This window comes from Pantoea sp. JZ2, assembly GCF_035191405.1.
Taxonomy (GTDB): Bacteria; Pseudomonadota; Gammaproteobacteria; order Enterobacterales; family Enterobacteriaceae; genus Pantoea; species Pantoea stewartii.
On record NZ_CP045247.1, the window covers coordinates 4,137,324 to 4,152,441 of the forward strand.

At 52.1% G+C, this 15,118-nt stretch carries 18 protein-coding genes and 1 tRNA gene; 12 read left to right on the plus strand and 7 right to left on the minus strand.

All coding sequences use genetic code 11. From position 1 onward, the window contains the following. Nucleotides 1-8: 8 nt before the first annotated feature. Genes GC087_RS19950 through GC087_RS19965 form a run of 4 tightly spaced genes read right to left on the minus strand, consistent with a single transcriptional unit; the run spans nt 9 to nt 1,375 of the window. Nucleotides 9-332 carry a DUF5375 domain-containing protein gene (locus GC087_RS19950; protein WP_324029162.1) on the minus strand — a complete coding sequence of 108 codons (324 nt, stop codon included), beginning with the start codon at nt 330-332 and terminating at the stop codon, nt 9-11. Continuing rightward, the gene (locus tag GC087_RS19955) at nt 329-553 is read right to left on the minus strand and encodes a hypothetical protein (protein WP_324029163.1); all 225 of its coding nucleotides are present in this window, start codon (nt 551-553) and stop codon (nt 329-331) included. The genes GC087_RS19950 and GC087_RS19955 overlap by 4 nt, the downstream gene beginning before the upstream one ends. Beyond that, nucleotides 550-1,089 carry a host cell division inhibitor Icd-like protein gene (locus GC087_RS19960; protein WP_324029165.1) on the minus strand — a complete coding sequence of 180 codons (540 nt, stop codon included), beginning with the start codon at nt 1,087-1,089 and terminating at the stop codon, nt 550-552. Before GC087_RS19960 ends, GC087_RS19955 begins: the two co-directional genes overlap by 4 nt. A 28-nt stretch (nt 1,090-1,117) precedes the next feature. Continuing rightward, entirely contained in the window at nt 1,118-1,375 is a 258-nt protein-coding gene (locus tag GC087_RS19965) for a helix-turn-helix transcriptional regulator (protein WP_324029167.1), read from the minus strand. A gap of 536 nt (nt 1,376-1,911) precedes the next feature. Here GC087_RS19965 and GC087_RS19970 point away from each other — a divergent pair. The 6 genes from GC087_RS19970 to GC087_RS19995 all read left to right on the plus strand — a co-directional run bounded on the left by GC087_RS19970 (nt 1,912) and on the right by GC087_RS19995 (nt 5,601). After that, entirely contained in the window at nt 1,912-2,184 is a 273-nt protein-coding gene (locus tag GC087_RS19970) for an ogr/Delta-like zinc finger family protein (RefSeq protein WP_072193591.1), read from the plus strand. An 85-nt stretch (nt 2,185-2,269) separates the two neighbouring features. Then, nucleotides 2,270-2,413 carry a hypothetical protein gene (locus tag GC087_RS19975; protein WP_324029169.1) on the plus strand — a complete coding sequence of 48 codons (144 nt, stop codon included), beginning with the start codon at nt 2,270-2,272 and terminating at the stop codon, nt 2,411-2,413. A gap of 318 nt (nt 2,414-2,731) precedes the next feature. Continuing rightward, on the plus strand, nt 2,732-3,874 hold the full coding sequence (locus tag GC087_RS19980) for a MazG C-terminal domain-containing protein (RefSeq protein WP_176018669.1): 1,143 nt from the start codon (nt 2,732-2,734) through the stop codon (nt 3,872-3,874). A 1-nt stretch (nt 3,875) separates the two neighbouring features. Further along, a complete protein-coding gene (locus GC087_RS19985; RefSeq protein ID WP_324029173.1) occupies nt 3,876-4,538 on the plus strand; it encodes a uracil-DNA glycosylase family protein in 663 nt (220 codons plus the stop codon). 32 nt (nt 4,539-4,570) lie between these two features. Then, entirely contained in the window at nt 4,571-5,005 is a 435-nt protein-coding gene (locus tag GC087_RS19990; RefSeq protein WP_324029175.1) for a hypothetical protein, read from the plus strand. 8 nt (nt 5,006-5,013) lie between these two features. Further along, nucleotides 5,014-5,601, plus strand: coding sequence for an Nmad2 family putative nucleotide modification protein (locus GC087_RS19995; RefSeq protein WP_176018666.1), 588 nt, complete (start codon nt 5,014-5,016; stop codon nt 5,599-5,601). Between the two features lie 61 nt (nt 5,602-5,662). Here the strand turns inward: GC087_RS19995 and GC087_RS20000 are convergent, their stop codons facing one another. Both GC087_RS20000 and GC087_RS20005 read right to left on the minus strand, forming a co-directional pair. After that, entirely contained in the window at nt 5,663-6,922 is a 1,260-nt protein-coding gene (locus GC087_RS20000; protein ID WP_176018665.1) for a tyrosine-type recombinase/integrase, read from the minus strand. A 164-nt stretch (nt 6,923-7,086) separates the two neighbouring features. After that, nucleotides 7,087-7,171, minus strand: a tRNA-Leu gene (locus GC087_RS20005). Between the two features lie 231 nt (nt 7,172-7,402). Between GC087_RS20005 and GC087_RS20010 the strand changes: the two genes are divergently transcribed. From GC087_RS20010 to GC087_RS20030, 5 genes are all read left to right on the plus strand, one after another. Continuing rightward, entirely contained in the window at nt 7,403-7,894 is a 492-nt protein-coding gene (locus tag GC087_RS20010; RefSeq protein WP_324029177.1) for a YjjA family protein, read from the plus strand. Between the two features lie 181 nt (nt 7,895-8,075). After that, entirely contained in the window at nt 8,076-8,711 is a 636-nt protein-coding gene (locus GC087_RS20015; protein ID WP_006121820.1) for a hypothetical protein, read from the plus strand. 12 nt (nt 8,712-8,723) lie between these two features. After that, entirely contained in the window at nt 8,724-9,392 is a 669-nt protein-coding gene (locus GC087_RS20020) for a MarC family NAAT transporter (RefSeq protein ID WP_006121819.1), read from the plus strand. 129 nt (nt 9,393-9,521) lie between these two features. Further along, complete coding sequence (locus GC087_RS20025; protein WP_262959789.1) at nt 9,522-11,090, plus strand: ABC transporter substrate-binding protein; 1,569 nt, start codon at nt 9,522-9,524, stop codon at nt 11,088-11,090. Nucleotides 11,091-11,181: 91 nt separating this feature from the next. After that, nucleotides 11,182-12,684: a helicase HerA-like C-terminal domain-containing protein gene (locus tag GC087_RS20030; RefSeq protein ID WP_324029180.1), complete on the plus strand. Its 1,503-nt coding sequence runs from the start codon at nt 11,182-11,184 to the stop codon at nt 12,682-12,684. A gap of 32 nt (nt 12,685-12,716) precedes the next feature. Here GC087_RS20030 and GC087_RS20035 read toward each other — a convergent pair whose 3' ends face one another. After that, a complete protein-coding gene (locus GC087_RS20035; RefSeq protein WP_006121814.1) occupies nt 12,717-13,211 on the minus strand; it encodes a hypothetical protein in 495 nt (164 codons plus the stop codon). A 248-nt stretch (nt 13,212-13,459) separates the two neighbouring features. Here GC087_RS20035 and GC087_RS20040 point away from each other — a divergent pair, with 248 nt between their 5' ends. Continuing rightward, nucleotides 13,460-14,749 (plus strand): DUF445 domain-containing protein, encoded by a 1,290-nt coding sequence (locus tag GC087_RS20040; protein WP_262959787.1) that lies wholly within the window; start codon nt 13,460-13,462, stop codon nt 14,747-14,749. The last annotated feature ends 369 nt before the right edge of the window (nt 14,750-15,118 follow it).

Here is a 15,118-nt window from a genome sequence, read left to right on the forward strand (position 1 = left end):
GTTTTCCCTCAGTGCAGCGGCGGCGCGTCGTGGATGCGCCCGCAGAGTTCGTCCATCACCACCTGGCCTAAAAAGCTCAGGCACGGGGCGGCCTTGAGCGGCCCGGCGGTCAGCAGGTCGTCGAGCAGCGCGCAGGCTATCTCCAGCCCGCGCACGCGGCCGTGCTGACGCAGGTAAAAGCCCTCAAGTTCGGCCTCAATGGCGCGCTCCAGGCGGGCCAGTGTCAGGCCGCAGTGGCGCTTCTGCTCACGGCACAGGGTGAGCCAGGCGCAGGCCACGGCGCGGCGTGACAGCGCGGCGCGCAGCTCAGGAGACAGGGTGCGTGCGCTCATGCGCTCACCTCCCCGTTCATCCAGCCGTCGCGGCAGCGGGTCACCACGTCATCCAGCTGGCCGGTGATGAGAAACAGCATCGAGGCCAGCTGTGCGCTGTCGGCAGGCTCCGGCGGGGTGCAGCAGTCGCGCAGGGCCGCCGCCTCACAGGCCAGACGTCCGGCGTTGCGCAGGTGCTCCAGGCGGGCAAGGTCGTCAAGGGTAATGGTGGCGTGATTCATGCGCGCACCTCCGTGACCGGCAGGCGGGCAGCAAAGGACAGTACGTAGTCGCGGGCCAGCAGCCGGCGGGCGGCGCGTCCGGTGGCTGCGGTGGCGCGCAGCATCTGCACGCGGGCGTGACGCTCACAGCGGCGCACGGCGGCAAACACAAAGACAAATTCTGAATGCGGGGAAGTCGGGACGGTAGTCACAGGGGCAAACTCCTTTGTTAGCTTTTTACAGCTACCACCAGAGTTCCTACGCTCAGGGGTGGTAGCCCGGACGGGGGTAGGAATACCGGCAACAAAGGAAACCGGCCAGCCCGAAGGCTGCCCCGCCCGGGCCACCATTACGCAGACGGCGCAGCGGAAACAAAACCGCCGCCCGAAAAATGGGTGCACATGGGCACAGACACAAAAAAAGACGCATGGCGCGTCTGGTGTCGCCTTTGTTTCGCTCGGGTTCCTACGCCCGGCTGCCGATTTTGCGACAGCAGAAACACTGTACCAGGGAAGGCCCCCGGCGCGCAAGCCGGGGAAAGCAAAGAAATGCAGCATGACGGAGAGTCTCAGCGGTGGGTGAAGGTCATGCCGCACGCCCCTGACCGCGGGCGGCGATGCGTTCGTTCATCCAGGCGTTCACCTCGCTGGCCGCCCACGCGACGTTCTTACCGCCCAGCGAAATCTGCGCGGGAAAGGCGTCGCGGCTGATGAGGTCGTAAATCGTCGAGCGGGACAGGCCGCAGACGTGAATGACCTCCGGCAGGCGTATGAAGCGCTCCTGAAACTGCGGCGCGTAAGGGGCTGATGGGGCGGAAGATGGTGCGGTTAAAGCAGTGTGCATGGGCTACCTCTCGTTGATTCCATACGGAGCCGGGCGGATACGTCCGGCATCGGGCAGCTCTGTATTCTGGGCATATTTCTGCCGGAATCAACAGGGCGGGATTGTGTCACCACCCTTACAAAATGGTCGTTTTCTGCTCATGTAAAACGAAGAGGAACGAACAGAAACGTATAGAGATGAGGTAAAACCAGGGCTTAGTTTCTGGCTATTGAAAGTGAAAAATTAAAAGGAAATAACGCGGATAAGTGTCCGGCAGGCTTTTTGAGAGGATGAAGGATGGTGAACAGTGGGTGAAGGATGTTTTTTCAACTGTTCACCCTTTAATTTACTGTATTACTTATTTTTTTCTTTCTGGTGAAGAAAGGTGAAGGATTTATATAAAACTAAAAGCGGAATGTGGGTTTCGTGAGACCTTTCCCTGGCTGGCCAGAAGAAGGGCCTTTTGTCTGAGCCGTCACACAATGTCATCCGGTGGCACCGCCTGTGCCAGCCCCGGCACAATTGACTGACTGAAAACGACCAGACAGGAAAACGAAATGGCCCTGAAATGTCCCGAATGCGGTCAGGTGGCTCATACCCGGACCAGTTCTTATGAAGCACCGTCCGTTAAGCGCACCTGGTACCAGTGCCGGAACCTTGACTGCTCCTGCACGTTCACCGCACTGGAGAGCGTTGAGAGAATCATTATGAAGCCCGGCAGGCCTGTTGCCACAGAGGCAGAGGTAAAGAGCGGCACGGTACGTCAGCCGCAGACGCTTGGCCGGTACGGCTCAGCCTGTTCCCGCAGGGACCGGCACGCACAACCCTGAAAGAAAAAAGACGGCCAGAAACATCTAATGCCCGGCACCTGCCGGGCTTTTTTATGTCTGTTGCGTGAGTGCATGACTATGCTGCATGAAAACGCATGAATTTCCGGCACCTGAGAACGGCAGCAAAGGCCAGCAGCGGTGCGCCCCGGAGCCACTCATGCAGGTGCATGAAAAACGCTACATGAAGTGCGCAGGCGTGGCGGGGCTACGAGAGCGCGCAACGGGATAAATGTTCAATCCTACTGCAAAATTAAAAAAGTGAGTCGGCAGGAAAATTTCATCTCGCTAAAAAAAAGAATTCACATTAAGAAACGAGTGATGAAAAGACTGTAATCCTAACTAAAAAAGTTTCGATCATATAGCTCACCTTCAGTTGCAGAAAGGAAAACATAAATCTAACTTAATCTATAAAAATAGTCACACACACCAAGAAATAAAGCAAAACACTTTAATTTCAAAAGGTTATATTGAAGTTGTGGATCTATTGCAAATCAAACACACAACATATATATCTAAACATTATCAAATTTAGATTATGGATGATCAGATGATTACTTATGATGAATACCAAAAAAAAGTAGCCGAAACTGATATATTGACTTCTAAAAGTTCTGGTTTTATTGCATTAGGTTTAGTTGGTGAAGTCGGTGATTTACTCAGTTTAATAAAAAAAGAGCAAAGAGACCTTTTCGTAATTGGTTCTCTCGAAGAACACTTACACGAAGAGTTAGGTGATGTACTTTGGTATGTCACATCCCTCATTAACAGAGAGAGGTATGATATTAGAGAAATTGTTAGAAATTCATTTATAATAATAAAAGATGAACATTCAGAATTAGATCCATTATCCTTGAAAAGTCTTAATGATTTAGACATTTTGTCAGCAACTCATAATCTTGATCTGGACATTTTAGAAAGTTCATTAGAAGTCGCTACTTCTTTATCTTTACTTTTAACTCTTTATTCAGGCAGACAAGTTGATACGCATCAAGATAAATCCAGTGTAATTTCAAAATTCCTCAGTAAGCTCATAATCTTTAGCCTATCTAAAAGATTAGTTATTTCAAAAGCGATTAACTGCAATCTAAAAAAAATCGAAAGCAGATGGCCTCAAAAAGAGGTATATCCAGAACCATTTGATAAGTCTCATGAAGAATATGAGCGATTCCCTGATAGAATCAATTTCATTTTTAAAGAAATTGATCTTGGTGAGAAAAAATTTGTGATACAGCAATGCCAAGGTGTCAACATTGGTGATCGATTAACAGACAACAAAAAAGATAAAGATGATTATAGATTCCATGATGTTTTTCACATTTGCTTTGCGGTACATCTAGGTTGGTCACCTGTGTTAAGAGCACTGTTACGCTTAAAAAGAAAAAACATTTCATCTACAGATGAAAATCAAGATGGCGCAAGAGCAATTATAATTGAAGAAGGTGTATCAACTTTTGTTTTTAGTAGAGCTTTAAATCAGTCTCTTTTTGAGAATGTTGAAAGACTTGATTACGACCTGTTAAAATTTATTCAAGAATTTGTCAAAGGATATGAGGTTGAGAAATGCAATCTCTGGCAATGGGAAAAGGCCATTATTGATGGCTATAAAGTATTTCGCCAGATGAAAAAATCAAGAAAAGGAAAAATAGTAGCCGATTTCGTCTCTCATACAGTAACCTTTGAAGAGCTTTAAAGTGAAAGATAACGATAAATCAGAAAGAATTAAAAGTTTCATAAATTCAATTAGAAACTTCTCATCTGAAAATGTTTTCAACCCATACAAAGATATATGTCCGAATCACGATACTCCAGAATCACCGATGTTAAGATTACTTAATCTTGAATTATATTTATTGGCTCATACCAGCCTTAAAACTAAACAATTATGGGTTGGTAGGGACCTCGGCTATAGAGGCGGCAGAAGGACTGGTTTGGCCCTAACTGATGAACATCATCTACAACTTGCATCTGAGATCATCGGTCCAAAATCTTTTAATAAAAGTACTTACACCTTGAGCGTAAAAGAAAGAACGGCAACAGAAATATGGAATGTCATAAGTAATATTGAACATATCCCTTTTCTATGGAACATATTCCCTTTTCACCCGTATGAAACAGGAAATCAAATGTCCAACAGGTGCCATACTAATAAAGAATTTATTACTTCTGCATTTCTCATTCGAAACTTATTGAAAATCTACGATTTCGAAAAAATACTCGCGCTTGGAAATGATGCATCTAAGAGGTTAACTGATTTAGGAATCATTCACGAAAAAATTAGACATCCAAGTTATGGAGGTCAAGGGGAGTTTAGGAAAAAGATATTCTTTCTTAACAATATTGAGACTTATCAATAGATAATTATATTTCACTCAAGTGGAGATCACTAATGAAAAAAGCATGCGTAATTTATATTGAAGAGACTGAACATATGCTGCCTGAGACTGAGAAGAAACTACAGGATAATGGTTTTAGTATATATTCTGTCAAATTAGAAGAGTCATGGAGTGAAGAAAAATCAACTCCAGCGGTAGCAGATTGTCAGAGTAATGCTGAAGTTTGCATATTCCTATTAGATGATAAATGTAATGAATACCCATCATTTGGCGGAGCTGTTGGATGTGCGGTGGCGGGTGGGAAAAACATAATTGGAGTTACAGAAAAAAAAGTAAAATTACCTGCAATCATTGATGAAAAAGCAAATTCAGTAATTTCTCTTCAAAGTGGAAAATTTCAAAATGCGGTGAAAGGTGAAAGCATATGGGAGGACTCAGATGGAAATAAACTACCAAGAAGACAAATTGACCGAGTAAAATGCCAATGACAATAAGAATGTTTTCGTACAAAATAGTACGAGATTATGGTTTTGCACCTAATCCATTCCATGGATATTGTACATTAGCCACGTGCAAGCCACAGATCCGCAAGCATGCAAAGACTGGAGATTTAATATTAGGTTACGGCAGTAAAGGTATGGGGCATAATGAAGAGTTAATTTACATTATGCAAGTTGATGAAAAAATAACATATCAACAGTATTGGGATGACGTCCGATTTTATAAAAAAAAACCTAACCTTTACAGTAATAAAGCTAACGCTTTTGGAGATAATATATATCACCAAGATGAATTTAATAACTGGATACAGGTAGATTCGCATCATAGTTTTGAAGATGGAGTTTTGAACCAAGATAATTTAGAAAGAGACACCTCCAGTCTGAATGTTTTGATTAGCCAAAATTTTATTTATTTTGGTTGCGATAGCATCCCCTCCCCAACTTTTGAAGGGGTAAATGAAAATGCGTATCCTACGGGCAGAGGTTATAGAGTAAACTTTAGTCAGCCACTTATAAACAACATGTCTCATTGGCTCCTAAATCACCCTAAAAAAGGTTATGTTGGGCGTCCAATATCTTGGTAAAATCATTTAATAACCCTGTCATACTTTTCAAAATTAAATACAGGGTTTCTCCTACCAATTTCTACGCATTTGTTCTGGCAAAATCGTAGGGTGATATAGAATTATCGCCATTAGCCTCAAGAAAATCTGCCCACCATTGCACCATTAATCTCCGCTCATCAAGATGCTCTGATGTATGAATATATGCAGCACGAACACTATTACGCTCTGAATGACTCATCTGTCGTTCTATGGCGTCCTCAGTCCATAACCCAGATTCACCTAAAGCACCACGCGCCATTGTTCTGAACCCATGTCCGCAGACCTCGGTCTTCGTGTCGTACCCCATAGCGCGCAGAGCATTGTTAACCGTGTTTTCGCTCATGACTTTTTTAGGATCGTGATCGCCGGGAAAGAGCCTTTCGTTGTCACCGCTTAATTGTTTCAACTTTTCCAGCAAGGCTAAAACCTGACGGCTTAGGGGTACAAGATGCTCCTCTTTCATCTTCATGCCACGATGGGAGTAACGAACTCCTTCTATCTCTTTACGCTGAGCAGGAATTTTCCATAAAGCCCTTTTGAAATCGAACTCATCCCAACGAGCAAAACGCAGCTCACTGGAACGGACGAAAGTTAGTAATGAAAGCTCTACAGCAATACGGGTCATGATACGCCCACGGTATGCGGCTAGGCGCTCAAGAAATTCAGGGAAACGGCTGAAGGGTAATGCGGGGTAATGGCGAGCCTTGACGGTAGAAAGTGCCCCGGCCATATCAATAGCAGGGTTGGATTCAATGTAATCGTTCTGCACGGCATAGCGCATTATCGCCGTAACACGCTGCTGAAGGCGCTGAGCGACGTCATGCTTGCCACTGGCATCAACGGCCTTAATGGGTGCTAACAGTTGGCTGGTTTTCAGCTTACGAACATCTGCCAAACCAATATGAGGAAAAATATACAGCTCAAGATAGCGAAGGATGCGTGAGCGGTGATCGTCACTCCATCGCTTGTTACTGGCGTGCCATTCGCGGGCGATCGTTTCAAAAGTATAAGCCCCCGCATTTTCAGCCTGGGCTTCTTTCTGTTCAGCTTTGGGGTCAATCCCCTGCCCTAACATCTTTTTAGCTTCGTCACGCTTAGCACGTGCCTCAGCAAGCGTTACTGTCGGCCAGACACCAAAGGCAAGCCGGTCTTCTTTTTTGTCGGCTGGCCGTCGGTACTTCATACGCCAGTACTTTGATCCTTTGGTCGTGACCTCAAGGTACAAACCGCCACCATCAGCCATTTTATAAGTTTTTTCTTTAGGCTTTGCAGTGTCGACCTGGCGGGCATTCAGCTTCATTTTGGGGGCACATTTCTTATCGAAGTGGGGATGCCCCCAATTATGCCCCCAGCGAGGTCTAGATTGCAACGGATGTGCTCGGACGATGTCGGATGATAAAATCAGTCTGGATGTTGATTTTAAAGTATTTTTAGGAATTCCTCGGACGAGGATGGACAAGGTACTGGTGCCGAAGGCCGGACTCGAACCGGCACATCTTTCGATGGTTGATTTTGAATCAACTGCGTCTACCGATTTCGCCACTTCGGCACTGAAGAGGATGCGGAAAACGTTGGCGATTATACCGTTACGTGCCCGGCGCGCAACTCTATTCCGCTGTGATGTGCGCTAAGCGGCGAAAAAACACACGGAACCCGGTAAACCGGCCCTGCGCCGCCCCCAGAATCCTCCCAAACCGCCTTCCCCTCACCTTTCCGTCGGAACTTTCTCATCCGCACCGCCTCTTAGCAACACGAAGCACTAAACCCAACCGAGGTCGAAATGAAAAAGCGCCATATCGCCTGCGCCCTGGCAGCCCTGCTGCTGGCGGGCAATGCGTCAGCCGCAAACTGGCAGGATCAACTGAGCAGTGCCGCCAACCAGCTCAGCCAGCAAAACAACGGTGCAGCAGGTCAGCAGAACGGCGGGCTGTCGATGTCCTCCATTACCAGCCTGCTGAACAGCAACGACAAAGCCATGAGCGCCAACAGCATGACCAATGCCGCCGGCGTGATGCAGTACTGCGTGGAGCACAACGTGGTGAAAAACAACGTGCAGTCGGTGAAAGACCAGGTGCTGAGCAAACTGGGCCTGAATACCACCGCTGCGCAGGAGCAAAAACCGGATTACACCCAGGGCGTCGCCGGGCTGCTGAACACCGGCAATGGCCAGCAGCTGAACCTGCAAAGCCTCAGCAACTCGCCGATGGGCGAGAAGCTCAAAACCAAAGCCTGTGACGTGGTGCTGAAGCAGGGTAAAAACTTTATCTCCTGACCGTCGCCTGCCAGCCCCGCGCTGGCAGGTTTATCGCCCTTCCCTTCCGCCTGTTTACCGCCTGTCAGCACCCCGCCCGCTGTCTGTATCATCTTGTATCGCAACACGTTAAGTCATAAGTTTTCCTTCCTAATGCGTTGAGCGTTATAGTGATGTTTTGGATTTGAACAGGACGGCACGCATGAAAGGTATCAACATCGCAATTTACTTCGATCCAGACCTGATCACAGCCTGCGTAAATGCGTCAGAAGGGAGCTATGTAAACAAAAAGTTCGAGTACGACGACGGGGTGATCGAAGAGATCTACCAGTGGCTCGAAGAGTACGATCCCAACCGCACGCATATCTGCCTGATTGAAAACGAAAGCGCTGAGCTGCTGGCCGACGAACTGGTGGATAACGGTTATCACGTCCATCAGGTCACCATCCACCAGCTGCTGACCTGGTTCGCCGCCGAACCACCTAAATCCCCGGATGGCACACCGATGCGGCTGATGCTGCGCTACATGGCCGAAGAGCATCCGCGCGAATATGAATCCCGCACGCCGCAAACCGAAGCGTTAATGGAGATGTTCGACGAGCTGGATGCGCTGGAGATGGTGGAAGACAACGAAGACGAAGACAACCTGCCCGCCGACCTGCTGCGCAGCATGAAGAAGCATAAAATCAGCGCCAGCGATGCGGCACAGCGCCTGATCCCGGACGTGAACGAACGCATCCGCGAGCACCTGATGCAGTACCCGGAGCTGATGACGCCGGAAATTCTGCAAGACTTCTTCCCGGAGCTGCTGGAAGCGCTGGAACGGCCTAAACACTAAGCGGAATAAGGCATGCTGGAGCTAATCAAAGCAATCGGGTTGGGGCTGGTGGTGATCCTGCCGCTCGCCAACCCGCTCACCACCGTGGCACTATTTTTGGGCCTGGCCGGTGAAATGAATTTTCGGGAGCGCAACCGTCAGGCCCTGCAGGCGAGCATCTACGTGTTCGCCATCATGATGGTGGCCTGGTATGCGGGCAGCGCGGTGCTGCATACGTTCGGCATCTCCATTCCGGGGCTGCGCATCGCGGGCGGGCTGATCGTGGCGTTTATTGGTTTTCGGATGCTGTTTCCGGCGAAGCCGGTGGGCCATTCGGTCGAAGCCAAACACAAGCACGATGAGCTGGAAACCGCGCAGGAGCCGGTGAACATCGCCTTTGTGCCGCTGGCGATGCCCAGCACCGCCGGGCCGGGGACGATCGCGATGATCATCTCCTCGGCGTCTACCGTGCGCAGCGGGGTGGATTTTCCGGCCTGGGTCATTAACGTCGCGCCGGTGCTGACGTTCCTGGTGGTGAGCGTGATTTTATGGATTTCCCTGCGCAGTTCAGGGGCGATTATGCGCCTGGTGGGCAAAGGCGGCATCGAGGCGATCTCGCGTCTGATGGGCTTTCTGCTGGTGTGCATGGGCGTGCAGTTCATTATCAACGGCGTGCTGGAAGTGATTCACAACTTTCACTGACGATCTGAGCCGCCCTTAACGGGCGGCTTATCAGCTAAGGCGAAACTGGCATAGCTCAGAACAAACCGGCATTTTGACCTGCTCTGGCGCGGGTTACAGTAGGGTTATCAATCATTAAGGATAACCGCCATGCGCAAACCGCTGCTCCTGCTTACCGCCCTTGCTCTCTCCTCTGCCGCCCACGCGGCAACGCCAAAAGATACGTTCGTGGTCGCCGTGCCGCTGGACGGCATTATCAGTTTTGACCCGGCGGAAAGCTTTGAAACCGTCAGCAACAGCAGCCTGCGCAACATCTACCAGACGTTACTGGAGCCGGACCATCAGGATCCGCAGAAGCTGTCCCCGCTGGCGGCGCTGCGCTGGCAGCCGGGTAAAACCCCACACAGTCTGGTGTTTGACCTGAATCCGCAGGCGCGTTTTGCCAGCGGTAACCCGTTGACGGCGAAGGACGTGGTGTTCTCCTTTACCCGCGCGGTGAAGCTGAACAAAGCGCCCTCATTTATCCTGAGTGAATTTGGCTGGACACCGGAGAACATCGACCAGCAGTTCACCGTGATCAACGATCATCAACTGGAACTGCGCTGGCCGGCACAAATCGGGCAGGATCTGGCCTTGCGCCTGTTGACCGCGCCGGTCTCCTCCATTGTCGACAGCAAGCTGGCGCAGTCGCATGCCGTCAGTAATGACTACGGCAACAGCTGGCTGAAAACGCACTCAGCGGGCAGTGCGGCCTATGCGATCAAACAGTTCGTGCCCCTGCAGGCGCTGGTGCTGGAGGCCAATCCCAACAGCACCCAGAAAGCGCACCTGAAACGGGTGCTGCTGAAAGGCGTGGCCGATCCGGGCACCCGTCGGCTCTTGATCCAGCAGGGCGATGTGGATGCGGCGTACCAGTTGGGGCCGGATCAGCTGGCCTCGCTGAAAAGCGATCCCAATGTGCACATCGCGGCCTTTCCTTCCAGCCTGATCTACTACCTGGGCTTTAACACCAAAAGCACGCAGCAGCCTGCGCTGGGTAATCCGGCCTTATGGCAGGCAGCGCGCTGGCTGGTGGACTACGACAGCCTGGCGAATCAGCTGCTGAAGGGGCAATATCGCGTGCACCAGAGCTTCCTGCCGCAGGGCTTTGACGGCGCGCTGGAGACCAAACCGTTCCACTACGATGTCGAGAAGGCCAAAGCGATTTTAGCCAAAGGCGGCATTAAGCCTGGCGCGCATATCGCGCTGTCGGTGGTGAATCAGCCGCCGTATATCGATATTGCCCAGGCGCTGCAGTCGAGCTTTGCCAAGGCGGACGTGAATCTGGATATCCAGCCGGTGGCGGAATCCGAGCTGTGGAGCAAGATGCGCAGCCGTCAGTTCGAATCCATCTTTACCTACTGGGGCGCGGACTATATCGATCCGAACACTAACGCCAGTACCTTCGCCTATAACGTGCCAAACGGCAGCAAAACGCTGGCCTGGCGCGTGGGCTGGGATATTCCGGAGCTGAGCGCCCTGACCCGCAAAGCCGCCGGAGAAAGCGATGCCGCGAAGCGCCGGGCCGATTACGTCTCGCTGCAACAGCAGCTTCAGCAGAACTCGCCTTACGTGGTGATGCTGCAGGGCGAGGTGCAGGTCGCGCTGCGCAAGAACGTGACGCACGCCCAGCAGGGCATTGGCGTGACGCTGCTGAATTTTGAAGAGGTGCAGAAGTAAATTTCCGGGCGGCAACACGCAATCTTTACTGACGGCTGCCGCCCCGCTGGCTATGCTTGACGCATGACTGACTATTTGTGAGTACTGCGCTATGACCGCTCCCCTGCTTATCGCCCAAACCCCTGACGTTCAACTGCATTTGCTGCCGCAGATGGCAAACCGCCACGGCCTGATCACCGGTGCGACCGGCACGGGAAAAACCGTGACGCTGCAAAAGCTGGCGGAATCCTTTTCGTCGATTGGCGTGCCGGTATTTATGGCGGATGTGAAAGGCGATCTAACCGGTGTGGCGATGGCAGGCCAGAGCAGCGAGAAGCTGCAGGCGCGGCTGGCCAACATCGGCGTGACCGACTGGCAACCGCAGCGCAACCCGGTGGTGCTGTGGGACATTTTCGCGGAGAAAGGCCATCCGGTGCGCGCGACCGTGTCGGATCTGGGCCCGCTGATGCTGGCACGACTGCTGAACCTGAACGAGGTACAGAGCGGCGTGCTGCAGATCATCTTCCGCATTGCCGACGATCAGGGCCTGCTGCTGCTGGATTTTAAAGACCTGCGCGCCATGACGCAGTACATCGGCGATAACGCGAAAAGCTTTCAGACGCAGTACGGCAATATCAACAGCGCCTCGGTGGGCGCGATCCAGCGCGGGCTGCTGGCGCTGGAAGAACAAGGCGCGGAGCACTTCTTTGGCGAGCCGATGCTGGAAATTAGCGACTGGATGCGCGTCGACAGCGACGGCAAGGGCATCATTAACATCCTGTCGGCCGAGAAGCTGTATCAGATGCCAAAGCTATATGCGACCAGCCTGCTGTGGATGCTGTCAGAGCTGTATGAACACCTGCCGGAAGCGGGCGATCTGGACAAACCGAAGCTGGTGTTCTTCTTTGACGAGGCTCACCTGCTGTTTAACGATGCGCCGCCGGTGCTGCTGGAGAAGATCGAGCAGGTGATCCGCCTGATCCGATCCAAAGGCGTAGGGATCTGGTTCGTGACGCAGAATCCGGCGGACATTCCGGATACGGTGCTGGGCCAGTTAGGCAACCGGGTGCAGCATGCGCTGCGCGCTTTTACGCCGCGCGATCAGAAAGCGGTGAAAACCGCCGCCGAAACCCTGCGCGCCAATCCGGCCTTTACGACCGTAGAGGCGATCCAGGCGCTGGGCACCGGCGAAGCGCTGATCTCCTTTCTGGATGCCAAAGGCAGCCCGTCGGTGGTGGAACGGGCGATGGTGATCGCTCCCGGCTCACGCATGGGGCCGGTGAATACGGACGAGCGCAACGGGCTGATCAACCATTCTCCGCTGTCGGGCAAATACGACACGGAAATCGATCGGGAATCGGCTTACGAACGTCTGCAACAGGGCGTGCAGGCCGCCAGTGAGAAAGCCAATGCGCCCGAAGCCAAAGGCAACACGGTGGCGGTCGATGACGGTATTCTGGGGGGATTAAAAGAGATCCTGTTTGGCAGCACCGGTCCGCGTGGCGGCAAGCGGGATGGCGTGGTGCAAACCATGGCAAAAAGCGCGGGACGACAGATTACTAACCAGATTATTCGCGGCGTGCTGGGCAGCCTGTTTGGCGGTCGCCGTCGCTAAAGGTCGGTGGCAGCCTGGCTGCCACCTTAACGCTACTTGTGTTTCCAGCTGGTAGACACCGGGTTGGTGACGGTGTTCTTTTCCTGCGTGTAGGTGCCGTTCTGCTGGGCAATCGCCTCGCCGGTATCGACAATCGCGTTCTGGATAAACACGTTCTGCTTATCGCCGCGCACAAAGGTCAGCTGATGGAAGGCGGTCTTGTTGCCCCAGTCGGTGGACGGCAGCGAGATAAAGCGCACCGTGAAGGTCTCATCATCGAACTTGCCCTGCATCACGTAAACGCCGTAATGGTTTTCCCCCTGCGAGATGATTTTATAGGTGCCGTTGTCGTAATAATAAATTTCGGCATCGGGGAAGGGTTTTTTGTCGTACATTTTACGGTAATGCAGGACCTGCTTAATGGTGGGCTTTCCGAAGCTGACGGTCAGATTTTTTCCATCGGCAGAGGTGGTCAGCCCTTCTGCGTGCGCGCCGATGCCACTCATTAACATCAACAGACTTGCGGTTGCCGTTGCGATTGCTTTCACGTGAATTCTCCTGGTCTGGTTCCATGGATAGGGTGCGTCAACGTACGGAGACTGCTTCCGAAATGTACACTGCTGTAACTGTTTATAAGAGTGGTAATTTTTAATGTTATTAGTTTTTAGGAACAGTCTGATTAGCACATCGCCCGACATGTTAAGACAGAGCGGTTTAGTACCAGACTTAACTGCGCTTTTCGGCCTGGATCGGGCAACGTTGACTTACTCAGCAGGCAAGCTGCTAAGATCAGGATATGGATAAACAACGCGAACTAAAACGGACCAAACACCTGGCGCTCTCGCTGCTGCTGCTGGCCGCCATCACTTTTGTTGTCACGCTGTTTCTGCCGCCCAACTTCTACGTCAGCGGTATTAAAGCCATTGCCGAAGCGGCGATGGTCGGGGCGCTGGCCGACTGGTTTGCGGTGGTGGCGCTGTTTCGCCGCGTGCCGGTGCCGTTTATTGCCCGTCATACGGCCATCATTCCGCGTAATAAAGATCGCATCGGTGAGAATCTGGGCCGCTTTGTGCAGGAAAAATTTCTGGATACCGATTCGCTGCTGAATCTGATCCGCCGCCACGATCCGTCGCACATGCTGGCGACATGGCTGAGCGCGCCCGGTAATGCCGATCGGGTCGGTCGTCATCTGTTGCAGGTGATGCGCGGCCTTCTCGATCTGACGGATGACGCACGCATCCAGCACTTTATGCGCCGGGCGGTGCACAAGGCAATCGACAAGGTGGATCTCAGCCAGACCGGCGCGCTGATGCTGGAAAGCCTGACCAAAAATAACCGCCATCAGGAGCTGCTGGATGCCGCGGTCGATCAGCTGCTGCGGCTGCTGGATAAACCCAGTACCCGGGAATTTATCGCCAATCAGCTGGTGCGCTGGCTGAAGCGCGAGCATCCCATCAAGGCCAAAATGTTACCGACTGAGTGGCTGGGCGAGCACAGCGCAGAACTGGTGGCGAATGCGGTGGATTCGCTGCTGGATGATGTGGCGCTGGATCAGGGCCATGAACTGCGGCTGGGCTTTAACCGCGCGGTGGATCGCCTGATTGAGAAGCTGAAAAACGATCCGGAAATGGCGGAACGCGCCGAGGTAATTAAAGGCTGGCTGAAAGACGATCCTACGCTGAACCGCTATATCGGCGAGCTGTGGGGCGATCTGCGCGACTGGCTGAAAGCGGATCTCAACAGCGAGGCGTCAAAAGTGCAGGACAAGGTCCGTCAGGCGGCGCCGTGGCTGGGCGAAACCCTCGCCGCCGATGAAGGGCTGCGCAGCTCGATGAATCAGCATCTGGAAGACGCCGCCCGCAGCGTCGCGCCGGAGTTCGCAGCGTTCCTGACGCGCCATATCAGCGACACGGTGAAAAGCTGGGATGCGCGGGAGATGTCGCAGCAGATCGAGCTGAATATCGGTAAGGATCTGCAGTTTATCCGCATCAACGGCACGCTGGTAGGCGGCACCATCGGACTGGTGCTGTATCTGCTGTCGCAGATTCCGGCGCTGCTGCCGGTGGTGAAAGGCTGGCTGGCCTGATTTAACACTGCCCTGTTCTGCTTAATTCAACTACATGATTAAAGGGAGGTAAACATCACCTCCCTTAGATGCGGCCTGAACGTGATTTACCTGAAGGACTTCACGATAATTTCAAGCAGTTGCAGTAGTGCAACCATGAGCTTCAGAAATACGCGAGCGATTTCTATCCATCTCATACGCTGGCTCCTGTGGTCAGGAGCACTTACAGCCTGCGTACCTTTCCGCTGCCTGTAACAGGCTGATTAGGTTGATAATGCATGATGTGCCCCTGGAGGTTAAGGCACTGACGGCACCACCCGTTGCAGCCAGGACTTGTCAGTCATGAAACGCATCTTTCACAGCACGGTGCGGCCTCAGAGCACATCAACA

Bases quoted from the DNA above. Each gene is read 5' to 3' on its own strand.
- GC087_RS19950 (WP_324029162.1), bottom strand. From the start codon at position 332: ATGAGCGCACGCACCCTGTCTCCTGAGCTGCGCGCCGCGCTGTCACGC.
- GC087_RS19955 (WP_324029163.1), bottom strand. From the start codon at position 553: ATGAATCACGCCACCATTACCCTTGACGACCTTGCCCGCCTGGAGCAC.
- GC087_RS19960 (WP_324029165.1), bottom strand. From the start codon at position 1,089: ATGCTGCATTTCTTTGCTTTCCCCGGCTTGCGCGCCGGGGGCCTTCCC.
- GC087_RS19965 (WP_324029167.1), bottom strand. From the start codon at position 1,375: ATGCACACTGCTTTAACCGCACCATCTTCCGCCCCATCAGCCCCTTAC.
- GC087_RS19970 (WP_072193591.1), top strand. From the start codon at position 1,912: ATGGCCCTGAAATGTCCCGAATGCGGTCAGGTGGCTCATACCCGGACC.
- GC087_RS19975 (WP_324029169.1), top strand. From the start codon at position 2,270: ATGAAAACGCATGAATTTCCGGCACCTGAGAACGGCAGCAAAGGCCAG.
- GC087_RS19980 (WP_176018669.1), top strand. From the start codon at position 2,732: ATGATTACTTATGATGAATACCAAAAAAAAGTAGCCGAAACTGATATA.
- GC087_RS19990 (WP_324029175.1), top strand. From the start codon at position 4,571: ATGAAAAAAGCATGCGTAATTTATATTGAAGAGACTGAACATATGCTG.
- GC087_RS19995 (WP_176018666.1), top strand. From the start codon at position 5,014: ATGTTTTCGTACAAAATAGTACGAGATTATGGTTTTGCACCTAATCCA.
- GC087_RS20000 (WP_176018665.1), bottom strand. From the start codon at position 6,922: ATGAAGCTGAATGCCCGCCAGGTCGACACTGCAAAGCCTAAAGAAAAA.
- GC087_RS20010 (WP_324029177.1), top strand. From the start codon at position 7,403: ATGAAAAAGCGCCATATCGCCTGCGCCCTGGCAGCCCTGCTGCTGGCG.
- GC087_RS20015 (WP_006121820.1), top strand. From the start codon at position 8,076: ATGAAAGGTATCAACATCGCAATTTACTTCGATCCAGACCTGATCACA.
- GC087_RS20020 (WP_006121819.1), top strand. From the start codon at position 8,724: ATGCTGGAGCTAATCAAAGCAATCGGGTTGGGGCTGGTGGTGATCCTG.
- GC087_RS20025 (WP_262959789.1), top strand. From the start codon at position 9,522: ATGCGCAAACCGCTGCTCCTGCTTACCGCCCTTGCTCTCTCCTCTGCC.
- GC087_RS20030 (WP_324029180.1), top strand. From the start codon at position 11,182: ATGACCGCTCCCCTGCTTATCGCCCAAACCCCTGACGTTCAACTGCAT.
- GC087_RS20040 (WP_262959787.1), top strand. From the start codon at position 13,460: ATGGATAAACAACGCGAACTAAAACGGACCAAACACCTGGCGCTCTCG.